At 46.1% G+C, this 14,053-nt stretch carries 13 protein-coding genes; 10 read left to right on the forward strand and 3 right to left on the reverse strand.

Going from position 1 to position 14,053, the window contains the following annotated elements; genetic code table 11:
• The first annotated feature begins 330 nt into the window (after positions 1-330).
• The 4 genes from CS562_RS15220 to msrA all read left to right on the forward strand — a co-directional run bounded on the left by CS562_RS15220 (position 331) and on the right by msrA (position 4,568).
• Positions 331-1,794 carry an RtcB family protein gene (locus CS562_RS15220; protein ID WP_180287148.1) on the forward strand — a complete coding sequence of 488 codons (1,464 nt, stop codon included), beginning with the start codon at positions 331-333 and terminating at the stop codon, positions 1,792-1,794.
• Positions 1,794-3,098, forward strand: a complete 1,305-nt coding sequence (locus CS562_RS15225; protein ID WP_099856876.1) for an AAA family ATPase — start codon at positions 1,794-1,796, stop codon at positions 3,096-3,098. The genes CS562_RS15220 and CS562_RS15225 overlap by 1 nt, the downstream gene beginning before the upstream one ends.
• Before the next feature lie 528 nt (positions 3,099-3,626).
• On the forward strand, positions 3,627-3,884 hold the full coding sequence (locus CS562_RS15230) for a GlsB/YeaQ/YmgE family stress response membrane protein (protein WP_017686880.1): 258 nt from the start codon (positions 3,627-3,629) through the stop codon (positions 3,882-3,884).
• A 165-nt stretch (positions 3,885-4,049) separates the two neighbouring features.
• Positions 4,050-4,568: a peptide-methionine (S)-S-oxide reductase MsrA gene (msrA, locus tag CS562_RS15235; RefSeq protein WP_076287813.1), complete on the forward strand. Its 519-nt coding sequence runs from the start codon at positions 4,050-4,052 to the stop codon at positions 4,566-4,568.
• A 153-nt stretch (positions 4,569-4,721) separates the two neighbouring features.
• Here the strand turns inward: msrA and CS562_RS15240 are convergent, their stop codons facing one another.
• Positions 4,722-5,561, reverse strand: coding sequence for a putative RNA methyltransferase (locus CS562_RS15240; RefSeq protein ID WP_180287149.1), 840 nt, complete (start codon positions 5,559-5,561; stop codon positions 4,722-4,724).
• 299 nt (positions 5,562-5,860) lie between these two features.
• Entirely contained in the window at positions 5,861-7,135 is a 1,275-nt protein-coding gene (locus CS562_RS15245) for a hypothetical protein (RefSeq protein WP_099856882.1), read from the reverse strand.
• A 256-nt stretch (positions 7,136-7,391) separates the two neighbouring features.
• Between CS562_RS15245 and CS562_RS15250 the strand changes: the two genes are divergently transcribed.
• From CS562_RS15250 to CS562_RS15260, 3 genes are all read left to right on the forward strand, one after another.
• Entirely contained in the window at positions 7,392-7,988 is a 597-nt protein-coding gene (locus CS562_RS15250) for a restriction endonuclease (RefSeq protein WP_099856885.1), read from the forward strand.
• 70 nt (positions 7,989-8,058) lie between these two features.
• On the forward strand, positions 8,059-8,283 hold the full coding sequence (locus CS562_RS15255) for a hypothetical protein (protein WP_076287817.1): 225 nt from the start codon (positions 8,059-8,061) through the stop codon (positions 8,281-8,283).
• Positions 8,284-8,420: 137 nt separating this feature from the next.
• Entirely contained in the window at positions 8,421-9,671 is a 1,251-nt protein-coding gene (locus CS562_RS15260; RefSeq protein WP_099856888.1) for a DNA glycosylase AlkZ-like family protein, read from the forward strand.
• A 105-nt stretch (positions 9,672-9,776) separates the two neighbouring features.
• Here CS562_RS15260 and fabV read toward each other — a convergent pair whose 3' ends face one another.
• Positions 9,777-10,967 carry an enoyl-ACP reductase FabV gene (gene fabV / locus CS562_RS15265; RefSeq protein ID WP_099856891.1) on the reverse strand — a complete coding sequence of 397 codons (1,191 nt, stop codon included), beginning with the start codon at positions 10,965-10,967 and terminating at the stop codon, positions 9,777-9,779.
• A gap of 281 nt (positions 10,968-11,248) precedes the next feature.
• Here fabV and CS562_RS15270 point away from each other — a divergent pair, with 281 nt between their 5' ends.
• The 3 genes from CS562_RS15270 to CS562_RS15280 all read left to right on the forward strand — a co-directional run bounded on the left by CS562_RS15270 (position 11,249) and on the right by CS562_RS15280 (position 14,018).
• Positions 11,249-12,445: a transcriptional regulator gene (locus CS562_RS15270; protein WP_099856894.1), complete on the forward strand. Its 1,197-nt coding sequence runs from the start codon at positions 11,249-11,251 to the stop codon at positions 12,443-12,445.
• A 272-nt stretch (positions 12,446-12,717) separates the two neighbouring features.
• A complete protein-coding gene (locus CS562_RS15275; RefSeq protein WP_180287156.1) occupies positions 12,718-13,137 on the forward strand; it encodes a hypothetical protein in 420 nt (139 codons plus the stop codon).
• An 86-nt stretch (positions 13,138-13,223) separates the two neighbouring features.
• Positions 13,224-14,018, forward strand: coding sequence for a hypothetical protein (locus CS562_RS15280; protein WP_099856899.1), 795 nt, complete (start codon positions 13,224-13,226; stop codon positions 14,016-14,018).
• Positions 14,019-14,053: the final 35 nt, after the last annotated feature.

The raw sequence follows: 14,053 nt of genomic DNA on the forward strand, positions 1-14,053 counted from the left end.
AAGACCCTACGAAGCACAGACACAATTGTATATCCAGTTCATCGTCTCTTTGGCCTCATACGGGCGACATAGGGGAAGATGCATATCGTTTATCCTTGGAACGTTATTAATCGATATGCTACTCTCGGCGTATATTGCAATGGAGAACAGACGCGGCATGTTCATGCTGATTTTGTTTTCTGTTATTGTCATGAAGAAGTCACGGGCGAACTGTCCTTGGCTTCTTTTTTTGTTGTACTGAAGATGGATATGGAATTCGGAATAACGTTAGGTTCATTTTTGAAAGTGAACCGAAATAGCTGAACGTACAGGAAGGAATAATAAACATTTATGAATACACAACCTAATTTATTTACGAGTCAAAATGAACTCACAGGAGGCTACCGACATGAAGTCAAATTGCCTGCTGGTGATTTAACGGTATATGCGGCACAACAGCTGTTCTCGTCATTAGACTATAAGGTGTTCGAGATGGCGAACAATAATCTTCAAATCCCGGGAATTTCCTATATGAGCTATACGCCTGACGTGCATGTCGGTGTAGGTACCTGCATTGGCACAACAGCGGTATGGGATGCCAAGAGTGGTTATGTATCTCCATCCATCGTAGGCAGTGATATCGGCTGTGGTATGCGGGTACATATGACCAATTTGCATAAGGACGACCTGAAAGACGTGAAGTTGCGCCGTAAACTCGTAAAAGCCATTGAGAAAGTGCTGCCGATGGAGGCAAATCAGCGCGGTCATTACTCGGACATTCGTTTGGAGCATATTGTGCGAAAAGGTCTGCACGGATTACCAAAAAAATATATCCCGGATAGCTATACACCGAAAAAATCAACTTCCATTACTCATGTAGAGAGCAGCAAATTTGCCTTTGATGAGGAAGTGCTGAATCTGGTACCGGATATGACTTGGCATCGGGCTCATCGCCAGTTAGGAACTTTGGGTGGAGGCAATCATTTTGCCGAGATTCAAGCGATAGAGATTGCCGAGGAAAATCGCAAGATTGCGGAAGCTTGGGGTCTGTACGATGGACAAATTGTTGTCATGATTCATTCCGGCTCCCGGGCCTGGGGCGGGTATGTAAGCCAAACCAGTTCATCAGCCATTGCGAAAGTGATGCAGCGAAATGGTCTGGGGACATCCGATCCAAGACTGGTTTTTGCTCCGCTTGAACATGCGGAAGGTCGCCATTACGTCAATATGATGTATTCTGCGCTGAATTATGCTGTGGTGAATCGCCATCTGATTGCTTATGCTATTCGCGAAGCTTTTCGGGATGTGTTTGGTCCAAAATGCGAATTCCGTACCCTCTATGATTTGATGCACAACTATGCATGGGAGGAATCCCACGTGGATCAGGGCTCTGTCTTTGTACACCGCAAAGGAGCTACACGTGCATTACCTGCCGGTCATCCCGATAATCCGAAGCCGTATCTGGCAACAGGTCATCCCGCACTTATACCCGGTTCAATGGGAACGGCTTCGTATATCATGGTAGGTCAACCCGAGGGGAAGGATAACTATTATTCGATCTGTCATGGAGCAGGACGCATTCGGTCGCGCACAGCAACAAAGCGCCTGGTTACTGTGGAGGATTTTGCCTCGGCGCTGGGTGTGGGAACTGAAGATGAGATTGTGGTGAACCAGCGTTCACTTGAATCCATTATTGATGAATCACCGCAAGCTTATAAAAATGTCGATGAAATTATTGATAGTGTTACCGGCGCAGGTCTGGCTCAAGTTGTAGCCAAATGTAAACCACTTGCCGCTGTGAAGGGAGCTAAGTAATGACCATAGATAAAGAACAATTGAATCATAATAGAGTCATCTATTCCTACGAAGAGCAACAAGACAGTCAAATCCGAAACGAAGGCTATGCCATATATGCCCGTTTGATTCGCGGCATCATTGAAGCGCTTGGCAATCGATACGGTGTTCGTTATGAACTTTATGCCAGCGATGATCCAAACAGTGAATACTGGGATCTGCTAAAAGAAGTTCTGCAAAGCAACAGCACCGAAGTGGAATTGGTTGCCCGGATTTTCGAAGATCTGGAGCTGCGTACACTGCATTATGAGGATGATGGAGATGCACCGACATATGGTGTACATTATTCGATTCGCAACAATGTATTTGCCTATCCCCAGTGGGGCGTAGCTCTCGTCCGCATTCCTTTCTTCCGGGAGAACGGAATCTACAATGAGGATTTTGTTTTTGCTACAGGAGAAGATGAATTGAAGCAATTTCTGGGCAGTGTAAGGGAACGGGAACGGCAGCAAAATATGAAAAAAGTCACGGTGTACACGGATGCCCGCAATGGCAGTGACCGTCATGTCGAATCGATTACCCGCTCTGTCGGGCGGGATGAGGTCGTGCTTTCTCCGCAAATCAAACAGGATATTTTCCGTTCGTTGGACCAGTTTTTCGAGGCGGATCGTTCCTTTTATCGAGACTATGATATTCCTTACAAACGTGGCATCCTGCTGTACGGCCATCCTGGAAACGGAAAAACGACCCTCGTGAAATCCATTGCAGGAAGCATTCCGGGGCCAGCAGCATATTGGCAAATTACCGAATACACAAACAGTGAATCGGTGCGTGAAGTGTTCGAAGCAGCCAAACGTTTGGCTCCCATGGTACTGATTATTGAAGATATCGATTCCATGCCGGATGAAGTGCGATCCTTTTTCCTGAATACGTTGGATGGGGCAACGTCTAAAGAGGGCATCTTCCTAATTGGCACCACGAATTATCCGGAGAAAATAGACCCAGGGCTCATGAACCGTGCCGGTCGGTTCGATCGGGCTTATGAAATACCGCTACCGGACGAAGGACTGCGCCTGCAATATTTAAATCAACGCGGCTTTGCTGTCTTTGCAGGGGAAGAAGGTACGCTGGAAGCTGCACGATTAACGGATACCTTTTCTCTTGCTCAACTTGGAGAGTTGTATGTCAGTGCAGCGCTGGAATGGCACCAGAATGGCCGGACGGACATTGTGCAGATCATTCAGTCAATGCGAGGAGAGCTGGACAAGAGTCATAAGCATAACTGGCTGACCCAGCCAGGCAAGGGGCGTGCAGGTTTTTATTAATACCTAAATATTTTGGAGATCTTAAAAATTCTGGACAGATGAGGACGATGTAGTGGAGGGTACGAAATCGATTCTGAAGAAGCGAAGCTAAAAGATTTCTGCAAGAAAGCTACTTCGTAAGCATTATCTTGCCTTTATCAACGGATTTTCCCTTCTATAAAGGGAATGCAAAAAAAATCCGGGGATAACAGCGATCGGAAGAACGATTCGTAACCGGAACGGCTGTTTTGATGTACGCTAACTTTTTAAAATAGACCAAAAATATTCTCACCTCAATTGGTTATACTAAGGCTGTCTGAATCAACATACAATGACTTTCGGGAGGTACATAACGCAGTCTTGAACTGTGTAAAATGCCCGGAAGTGACGCACTCTGTTTTTAATGCCTTGTTATAGGCTGTTGAACAGAGAAACGGGCATATGAACAAAAGGTAATATACAACAATTTTCATGCCAATTGTTTAAATGCTTCTGTAGCGGTTAATAGTAGACAGACAACAACAAAAACTTTAATTAGAGGTGAATGATATGGGTTGGTTATGGTCATTAATTATCGGTGGTATCATTGGATGGTTGGCAGGTCTGATTGTTGGTCGTGACATTCCCGGCGGCGTTATCGGTAACATCATTGCCGGTTTTATCGGCGGATGGTTAGGTGGAGTAATCCTGGGAGACATGGGTCCAGAAATGGGCGGATTCTACATAGTACCGGCATTAATCGGTGCCATCGTACTTGTAGCGATCGTGAGCTTGATCTTCCGTTCTATGGGTCGAAGCCGCGGGTAACGAATTCAAGATTTCTTGAATGAACAGTTAGTCGGCAACAGAGGTATGAATAGCTGTTAATATAACAGATGTTTCTGAAGAGGTTGATGGAAGTCCACGGACGTGGCTTTCCATCAACCTCTTTTTGTTTTAAGATATAGGTACAACAGAAAGGGATGAGTGTGCATGGAAAAAGCTACATTTGCCGGCGGATGCTTCTGGTGTATGGTTACACCATTTGAAGAGCAACCAGGCATTCATGGTATTGTATCAGGCTATACCGGCGGTCACGTCGATAACCCAACATATGAGCAGGTCAAAACCGGGGAGACCGGTCATGTCGAGGTCGTTGAAATTACATTTGATCCAGAGGTGTTTCCGTATGAACGTCTACTGGAGCTATACTGGCCCCAGACGGACCCAACCGATGATGGAGGGCAATTTCAGGATCGTGGAAGTCAGTACCGTACAGCGATCTTTGTCCATAATGCACGTCAACGCGAGCTAGCAGAACAGTCCAAGCAGGAGCTGGCAGCAAGCGGGCGATTCAATCAACCGATTGTGACGGAGATTCGGGATGCAGTTGTGTTCTATCCGGCAGAAGATTACCATCAGGATTACCACAAGAAAAATGAGAAACATTACAAGGAAGACCGTGCGATATCTGGACGGGATGAATTTATTGAAGAAAACTGGAATAATTAATTTCATTTACAATAGACCGATTTCCATCAGATCTTATTGAAAAAGCCGGGAGAGTTCCAACAGGAACTTCCCCGGCTTTTTTGATTGTTCAATGATTAAGAGAATGTTATCTCAATGGCTTCAGAACTTATCTCTGTTTTCCCACCAGTATTTCTAATCAATCGTAATCTGCGATAAGGACTCTTGAACGCTGGCTATGGCTGATTCCGTCCCATGCCAGAAGAGTGGTGTCATATGAATGAGTGAATTCATCATGATTTCCGATACGGGCAGAGTGTATGTTAGCCGAATGCTGTCTAAGAGATGTTGATGCTTGGTAAATCGGTCCAATACATACTCTCTGCTGTCTAATTGATGAGATCGGCCCCGAAACAAAAGCTCTCTCATTTCCATTAGATATCGGTCACGGGGAATTACTTTGATGATCCAGCCATCCTTTTTCATCACTCGCCCGAACTCTTCATAATTCGAAGGGGAGAGGATATTCAGGATCACGTCCAGTTGCCCCTCTGCAAAAGGACTATAAGCAAGATCACCAACAAACCAATTCTGCTGGTCGTAAGTAGAAGAAGCCATGGCAATACCCTCTTTGGCGATGTCGATCCCCCAGCCCACAACTGGAGTGTTCTGTGTAATCTGATGCAAAAGAGATCCTTCTCCTGCACCTGCGTCCAGAATATGCAAGGGCTGAATGCTGCCATCGGAGTAATCTTCAATCCAATGGCGAATGATATCGGTCAGAGGTGTATAGATAGCCGTATGAGATAAAATATTCCTTTTGGCTGTAAATAAACGTTTGTCATAGTTTCCCTTGAAAAATCGTGTCATGAAATTGATATAGCCTTGTCTTGCCAAATCAAACGAATGCCTGGAACTACATTGAATATTGTCCCGACTAATCGTTGTCATTGTGTGATGACAGACGGGACATTTAAGCATATGGATGTATGGATAAATAAGCGCAGCACTACGTTCTCTGCGTTGGATTGACATGGAATAACACCCCATTCATTCAGATATGGATAACTGAAGAAAAGGGCATAACAAATAAACCTCTATCGAACATTTTGAAAAAAGAGGTTTATGTTATGCCCTAAGTTATCTGTATCGAATGAATTGAATAATCATGGGAGGGCTACGCTCCTTGCCAATCAAGAGTAGGGTGAAAAAGTGAACGATACTATTATACCAGTTTGCGCAGAGAGGATAAAAGGGAGAGGGACTCTCATCGTTGTGTGAAATAACAGAGCGCCCTGTTAACCGTTAGTCGGTCAACTAGAGCGCTCCATTTACTATTTAGCTGAGGCTGTCTTCAATACATACTTGGATAATGCATCGTCATTGATCTGATAAATAATATGATCATTGTACGTCGAATATCCATCGAGCAATCCAGGAGAGGATGCAAACTCATATTCATGTACCGTATCCAATGTTTGTGGATCGAGAATATAACCCTTTTTAGCGAAATCAAGTTTGTATTGCCCGTCCTGTGTACGATCAACCTGCATGAGAATAGGCTGCTCTTCCTTAAATGTACGTTCGGTCACTTTGCCTTTCATGGTGTACAGCTCCAGCTTTTGGCCTGTAAACAGGGTATAACTGTTGCCCGCGGTCTGAACATAGGCATCACCGGCAATCGCACGGCCCCAGGCCAGTTTGCCATCGGTGCCAAAGCCCATCAGCTTGTTACCCGTGTTCGCAAAATTGGCACGCATGATCACGGAGCCATCTTCCAGAATGACCAGCGATTCACCACCGCCGTCTCCCAGAGTGTTGGCATTGCTCGGGAACTGGTAGAAGGAAAGACGATTCAGCGTACGATCGTAAATCTCCACTTTGGGGTTAGCGGCAGGCTGCCAGAAGCTGCCCACTTTGGTTTGCTTGCTTGCATCGACTACGATTCGATCACTGCCTGCTTTGAGTACAGCACCGTTGATCGTTTTTTCCGTAATCAGTTTTCCCTTTTTGTCATACAGCGAGATGGCTGATCGAACGGAACCGTTTGATTGAACACCAGGGCTCGAAGCGATCAATAACGTATCGTCATCCAGAAGGTACATGGAAGATGAATTACTCACGTTTTTGACCCAGTTGGTTTTGCCGGAAGTATTGAACGAGTATACCTTTTTGGTTCCATCCGAATATTCCATATATACATAGGCTGTGCTGTTGCTGGTATATAGTGAATTGGAGTAGGTTGTATAAGGCCCACTTTTCTCATGGAAAATAACGTTCCATTTCAATTGTCCGGTCGTGGCATCCAGCGCCTGAAGCGAATCCAGCTGCCAATCCAACTTCGTATTGCTGCTTGTTTTGGTCACGGGCTGGGAAGAATGCACATACACCAGATTTTTCGCGGGTACTGCGTTCACTTCGTTGACGATAACGTCTTTCTCCGTATTCACTTGCGTGAGTGAGAGAGAAGATGATGTCCATGAAGGTTTAGGCAATGGTGCATTTTGTTCAGCGGCCGCGTAGCTTGGTGTATGCAGGCTGAAGAGGAGCGTGCCACTGAGAAGAAGCGCAGCCCATGTTTTGGACTTTCGTTTGTTGGATGTATGCAAGTTATAAACCACCTTTCTTCGATTCAAAATAGAACCGATTGTTGAATTCTACCATTTCATACATGTGAAATTCAACCTGAGTGTCTGTAACCTTTTATGATTGAGGTATAAAATTATTGTTGTTTGGAGAAGTTCGAGGGTTACAGGGAATTCATCTTCTTTCTGTTACGAGAGAAGTCTGCTATATTTAGTCGGGTGATGAGGGCTAAGAGGGGTACAAGCCTGCCAGATTAGAGGAATGACAAGGAGAACAGACATGAATTGGAATGAAAATATGACCACTGTGGGTATAGGCGTTATTGTCCTTCTACTACTCATTGCCTGGATCATTCGCCGTGTAATTCGGCGAGGGCAGCGCATACGAAGTGAGGCCAATCCGCGTAAGATTACGATTAAGGATATCGATAAAATGCAGGATGGATCGGAATTTGAGCTGTACCTGTATCATTTATTCCAGCAGCTCGGTTATGCCGAAGTACATAAGACTACAAGCAGCCGTGATTTTGGTGCGGACCTTGTGTTTGTGGATAGAGCAGGAAGACGAAATGTCATTCAGGCCAAACGTTACGGAGCGAATCATCCGGTTGGACTCAGCGCAGTGCAGGAGATTTACACTTCAATGCGTTATTATGAAGCAGATCGATCCATCGTGCTCACTTCAGCCAGATATACGGAAGCATGCCGGACGCTGGCAGCGGTTAACGGGGTGAAGTTGCTGGACCGTGAAGATCTGATGGACCTGATCCTGCTGTTTAAATCGAGAAGAATGGAAGAAGCACTGGAGTTGATTGAGGAAGACGATCAGGAACCTGTCGAAACATGGCAATCACGGCGGAAAAGAGTTCCACGTTAATCACCTTCACTTGTCCGCCTGCACATGATATATTGAGTGCATACCAATCAAGGGAGAGTGTTCTATTATTATGGCACGTACACAAACACAAAAAGCATTGCGCAAAGCAGAGCGGTCAGGACAATGGTGTCCGGAGCAAAGTCGGAGAGTAAATGGAGATTATGGAGCGTTATCCCAGCATGTTCGACTCATGCCCACGAAACAGGAAAAATTGCAAAAGGTCAAACACAAGAAGCGGACCCAGGATGGTGGTGCTTCTTTTTATTTTGTCTTTGGTGTGCAGAGTGCTGCATAAGCTCAAAAATTTAATAAAAGATCTTCCTTCGATTGGTATGACATCCCTTGGACTGTTAAAATCAATGTATCTCTTTTGAATTGGATCAATTATAGCTATACATTCTCCTATCTTCGATGAAGGGAAGAATTCTACATATGACAACAGCGCTTCGCATGGATAAAAAAATCGTTCGGCGTTTTTTGCTGCAAACGCAATCTTTATTGGGACGTTGGCCCGCTGCTTCCTTGCCTTCGGGTCCTGAACAGGTCATGCAGCTGATTCGCACCCTTGGCTGCGTACAGATTGATCCTGTCGCTGCCGTAACCGGGAATCAGCATTTGGTGTTGGGCGCTCGTGATCCGGGCTATACCTCTGAGTACTTACATACCTTGCTAAGTGATCATAAAGTGTTCGAATATTTTGCCAATGCTGCATGTGTCATTCCGATCGAAGATTATGCGATGTTCGAACCTGTGCGTGCCCGATTACGGGAGCGTCTGGCTCCTTCCCTGCAAGGGCTGGAGAATACAGTGCAGCATGTGCTGAAGCGTTTGGAAGATGAGGGACCGCTCCCGTCAAGGGCTTTTCGTGCCGTCGAACGGGTGAGTGGATATTGGGACAGTGCAGATGTGCCTAAAACGAAGGACACCTCGTTAGCGTTGAACTTGCTACTGGATTCGGCTGCCATTCGTGTCGTGGCAAGGCGGGGGAATGAACGTTATTTTCATATTACTGAATCCGGACTGCTGGAGCAGGGCCAATCCATGACAGCGGAAATCGATATCTTGGCTCAGAGGCAAGCTTTGATGGACAAGTACATTTACGCATATCGGGTCGTGGATGCCCGAGATCCACGATTAGGTTGGATGAAATCCACGGCTGCTGAACGTCGGAGTGATCTGGCTGCACGTGTCGCAGATGGTCGCATGATTCCGCTGGAGGTAGAGGATGTTGCGACGCCTTATTATATCCGTGCAGAAGATGAGGGTTTGTTGCGTGAGATGGAAAGGGAAGAGCCGCATTATGATCCATCAGGTCCGGTACGATTCCTGCCTCCGCTGGACAACCTGCTGTGGAGACGGGAACGGATTGTGGATTTATTTGATTTCCATTATAAGTGGGAGATATACACACCAGAGGTGAAACGAACTTACGGATATTACGCCATGCCCATTCTTCACGGCGATCGGCTGATTGGACGCATGGACCCGCGACTTGATCGCAAAACGGGCGTGCTAACGGTTCGGTTGTTATCGATGGAAGAGACTGCTCCGCCTGTGGAGGAATGGATCACGGATTTTCGGGAGGGACTCCAGTTCTTTGCAACGATGCATGGAGCGCGATCCATCACGGTAGAGAAGACGGTGCCGAAGGGGTTGAAAAAGCAACTCAAGTCGATTTTATAGAAGCGGTTGACGTCAAAAAGGGGAGCGAAAGCTCGCTCCCCTAAGGCTGAATTTGGACCTGTAATAAGCTTGTTATGCCAGTCCCACAGCAATATTGCTTTTCAATTAACGCAGATGAGGTACTTCAACATTTGGATCAACATCTGCTTCATAATCCACGCCGTCGGTTTCGAAACCAAACAGTTGGAAGAACTCCTGACGGTATCCGACCAAATCGGACAGATCGTAGATATTATCTGTGGTCAGCTCGTCCCAGAGCTTCGCCACTTCTTCCTGAACGTCCGCTCTCATCTCCCAATCATCAATACGAATACGCCCTGCTTCATCGGTCGGAACTTCTCCTCCCGCATAGAGGCGATCAGCGAACAAGCGTTGCAATTGCTCGATGCATCCTTCATGCAAGCCTTTTTCCTTCATGACTTTGTACAACGCAGAGATATACAACGGCACCACTGGAATTGCGGAGCTTGATTGGGTTACGAGCGCTTTGGCTACGGTTAGGTAAGCACGTCCACCCTTTGCACTCAGACGATCATTCAGCTTGTGGGCTGTCGCTTCCAGATGTTTTTTGGCCTGGCCGATGGAGCCATCACGATAAATGGCATGTGTTAGTTCAGGACCGATATAAGAAAAGGCAATGGTTGTTGCATTGTCGGCGAGTACGCCACCTTGTTGCAAGGCACCCATCCACAGTTCCCAGTCATCTCCGCCCATCACGGCTACGGTCTGGCGAATTTCTTCATCGGATGCCGGATCAATCGTAACGGACGTTACTTCTCCCGTATGGAAATTGACTGTTTTGTTCGTATACGATTGTCCAATCGGTTTGAGCACGGAGTTGAATACTTCACCAGTATTCGGATCGGTACGGCGTGCTGACGCTACGCTGTAGACAACCAGGTCAACCTGACCGAGTTCACTGCGAATCAGTTCAACGGTCTTTTCTCTGGTTTCGTTGGCAAAGGCATCACCTGTGATGCTGTATGATTTCAGTCCTGCTTCTTCCGCAGCCTTCTCAAATGCAGCGGAGTTGTACCAGCCTGCTGAAGCCGTACGTTTTTCAGTGGAGCTGCTGGGGCGGTAAATGCCAATAGTGTTGGCTCCGGCACCGAATGCGGATACGACGCGCGAAGCAAGTCCATATCCAGTAGAAGCTCCGATAACGAGTACGTTCCGCGGTCCGTTCAATTGCGGTTGGGATTTTACATAATCAATTTGCTCCTGGACTTGTGCAGCACAGCCTACAGGATGGGAAGTTGTACAAATAAAACCACGTGTTCTTGGTTTAATAATCATTCATTTGCATCCTTTCATATTCAACTCTTGTTCTTCATTATTGGATAATGCTCTTGTACATACCACCTTATTGTAAAACAATTGCCTCCGAAACGGAAACCGTTTCGATGGATTTGGCTAAAAGACGGTATCCGGCTTCGTACCCTGGATGATATTATATAGTTTGAACTAAACATTTACACAACAACGGAGAGGACAGAACAGATCTGGAGAAGCGAAGCGTTCGCCTTTATCACCGGATTTTTGTGATTCACAGGATCGAAACGAAAGGAAGACTAGCCATGCTGAAGGAACGGATTGAATTTCTGAGCAAAAGAAAGCAAATCTCCCGCAAAGACCTCGTGGAAGGTTTGGTTACGCAGGCTCACTTTGCCAATATTCTGGCCGATCGTTATCCACTCCCTGAAGATCTGGCAGAGGTTATTTTTGAACAAATGTCAGTTCCAGCTTCAGTGATAGCAGAAGATATCGTGCACGCACTTGAGGATCGGGATGATGCGCTGACAGTAGAGCTGACCACGGCTTTAATGAAGGCGGTCTATTACCAACAATTAAATGATGCATCGGCTCATGAATATATACATACATCCTATCTGAATTTTTATCTGGAGAAATACGGCCGTCCTGACGATGTAGATCTGCCGCGTCCGCTAGCGAAGGCGTTATTATATTACAAAGTGCAGTACTATCGTTCCAAGCTTGCTTCTGTGGATGTGTTAACGCATGCAACCAGGCTAAGTGAATTGTCCCTTCCTGGAAGTGAATTCTGGCTGTCTGTGCAAAATATCAAGATGGAAGCCTACATTCAGGTCAAACAGTACGAAGAGGCCAAGCAGGTATTCGATCTCACCATGAGACATGTCTATGATCAGCGGCTGTTTCATCGGTTGTCCGGTTTATATGTGGCGTACAGCGGATATTGCTTTGCGATGGGACTGGTACAGGAGGCGCTCTCGGCATTGACCATGGCAGAGGCGAATCTGGTGTATGCTGGTAATCAGGGCGATCTGGTCACTGCCATTGCGAATAATCGGATTGTCATGTTAACCATGACGGGGGAGCTGGATCAGGCGCAGTCGGAGATCGAACGATTCGAATCCCTGTTGCAGCAGGAACCCGAAGAAACCCAGCAGGCCATGAAGCCATTAGTGAGTGTGTATCGGTGTGAAGTGGCACTGGCACGAAAAAACTGGGGGGTACTTGCGCAGAGTGTGGATCAACTGTTGAATAGTGCAACAACTCAGGATCAGCAGATGAGTGCAACCTTCTACCAGAGCCATCTTGCTCTTGCGCATGGAGATCGTGAAGTGTTCATGGAGAGAGCGCTCGCATGTCTGCCTTATTTTGAGTCCGTGCAGCATGTCATGCGTCTTGAACCTTTATATGAGGGAATGGCCGTGGTGTCCGAGGATCAGCGAAAATATAAGGAAGCCGCCATGTATTATCGGAAGCTGGTCTACCTGTTACGCAAAAAATAGATCGAAAATCGGCGTGGAACCGCCGTTTTTTTGCATGATTTTGTTCAATACCGGTGCATTAGGCACAAAATATGCCTCCAAACCTTTCATTTAAGAGTCGTTTTCGGCTTTTTTTTTGCGGAATCCATCAAAAAGCATGTTAAAGAAACGAGAATTCAGTGGTTCAATCACCGGATTTTTCGTTTCTTTTGTATGCAGTCAAAAGGGTATTCAAGGACAAGCCCTCCTGTTTATACTTTAACTATAACCAAAAATAAAAAAACGAGGTGTTCATTATGGGATGGTTTGGTAAAAAGAACAAGCAGGAAGATGCGATTGCGAAGGCAGATAAAATGATGAATAAAGGACTTAGCGGCATGATGATGAAAGGTTTTGTATCAAAGGAGCATCGGGAAGCCATCAACCAGAGTCTGGATTCGGCTAAACAGGCACAACTGGCGGCAAGTGGTTCCCTTCCCTTAACTGCAACAGCCACGGTAATCACGATTACCGATACGGGCAAGCTGATCAATTTTGATCCAATTGTTGTGCTTGTGCTGGATGTAACAGAGACGAATGGCAATCAGTATCAGCGAACATTGGAAACACTGGTGTCCAAGATGCAGATTCCACGCGTGGGAGATCGAGTGGGATTGGGGCAAAATCCGGCGAATCCGACAGAGCTAATTTACATGGGGCTGTTGTCCGTCTAGAAGGTGTTCGAACTACAAACGAGCATTCTATCATTTAATAAAGACAACTAACAACGAATAATAGAGATATAGAGAGGGTGGGGCAGATGGTAGGTTTCCTGAGATTGGTCGGTGTGTTGACTGTGTTTGGGGTGGGATTCTCCCCATTTCTGGCACAGCAGCTGTGGAATGATCCTTTTATCATTATGCAGGCATGGTGGTATACACCAGCGATTTTTGCCGGATTTGGGCTGATCTTTATTCCCTCCATTTTGGCTAATATCTTCGGCGTTGGGAGAGTGAAGTCAGGATTACCAGCGGTTGGTGTCATTAAAAGCATCCAGCAGACGGGTACGTATATTAATGAGCAGCCGGAAGTTCGACTGGGCCTGACCGTCTCGCGTAAAGGACGTGAGAAATACGATACCGAGTTGAGAACGATCATACCGTTGATTTCAATGTCTCAATTCCAGCCGGGCAGTTTAATTCCCTTAGTGGTCTCTGTGACGGATGAACACAAGGTAGGGCTTGATCTGAAGGGGAGGCTATCGCAGGAAGATATACAGCAATTGCTGGATGAGAAGATGGTGCAGCATGGCGTGGCACCTGAGATGATGGATATTGCACGAACGGGCGAGAAAGCGATGGCCAAAATTTTGGATGTTACTCCACTTGGAAGCGGAGGTAATGGCAAAATCAAACTTCAGCTAACGCTTAGTGTAACGAAGTCAAATGGAGAGACATTTAAGGTCACTATACCAAAGGAAATTTATCCATCTACCCTACCTCAGGTTCAGCAAGGTCATATTATTAACGTGATCTACTCGAAGCAGGACCCGTCAAAAGTAGTGTTGGCATTGAATGTACAGGAAGAACAACTAAGTAATTTGTTCTCATCCTGATGGCTATATAAACAAAAGAAACCTGCAACATCACT

Origin of the sequence: Paenibacillus sp. LK1 (assembly GCF_002750415.1) — a bacterium.
GTDB lineage: Bacteria > Bacillota > Bacilli > Paenibacillales > Paenibacillaceae > Paenibacillus > Paenibacillus taichungensis.

Coding starts and splice junctions, on each gene's coding strand:
- CS562_RS15220 (WP_180287148.1), top strand. CDS start 331: ATGAATACACAACCTAATTTATTTACGAGTCAAAATGAACTCACAGGA.
- msrA (WP_076287813.1), top strand. CDS start 4,050: ATGGAAAAAGCTACATTTGCCGGCGGATGCTTCTGGTGTATGGTTACA.
- CS562_RS15280 (WP_099856899.1), top strand. CDS start 13,224: ATGGTAGGTTTCCTGAGATTGGTCGGTGTGTTGACTGTGTTTGGGGTG.
- CS562_RS15260 (WP_099856888.1), top strand. CDS start 8,421: ATGACAACAGCGCTTCGCATGGATAAAAAAATCGTTCGGCGTTTTTTG.
- CS562_RS15225 (WP_099856876.1), top strand. CDS start 1,794: ATGACCATAGATAAAGAACAATTGAATCATAATAGAGTCATCTATTCC.
- CS562_RS15230 (WP_017686880.1), top strand. CDS start 3,627: ATGGGTTGGTTATGGTCATTAATTATCGGTGGTATCATTGGATGGTTG.
- CS562_RS15270 (WP_099856894.1), top strand. CDS start 11,249: ATGCTGAAGGAACGGATTGAATTTCTGAGCAAAAGAAAGCAAATCTCC.
- fabV (WP_099856891.1), bottom strand. CDS start 10,967: ATGATTATTAAACCAAGAACACGTGGTTTTATTTGTACAACTTCCCAT.
- CS562_RS15255 (WP_076287817.1), top strand. CDS start 8,059: ATGGCACGTACACAAACACAAAAAGCATTGCGCAAAGCAGAGCGGTCA.
- CS562_RS15250 (WP_099856885.1), top strand. CDS start 7,392: ATGAATTGGAATGAAAATATGACCACTGTGGGTATAGGCGTTATTGTC.
- CS562_RS15240 (WP_180287149.1), bottom strand. CDS start 5,561: ATGTCAATCCAACGCAGAGAACGTAGTGCTGCGCTTATTTATCCATAC.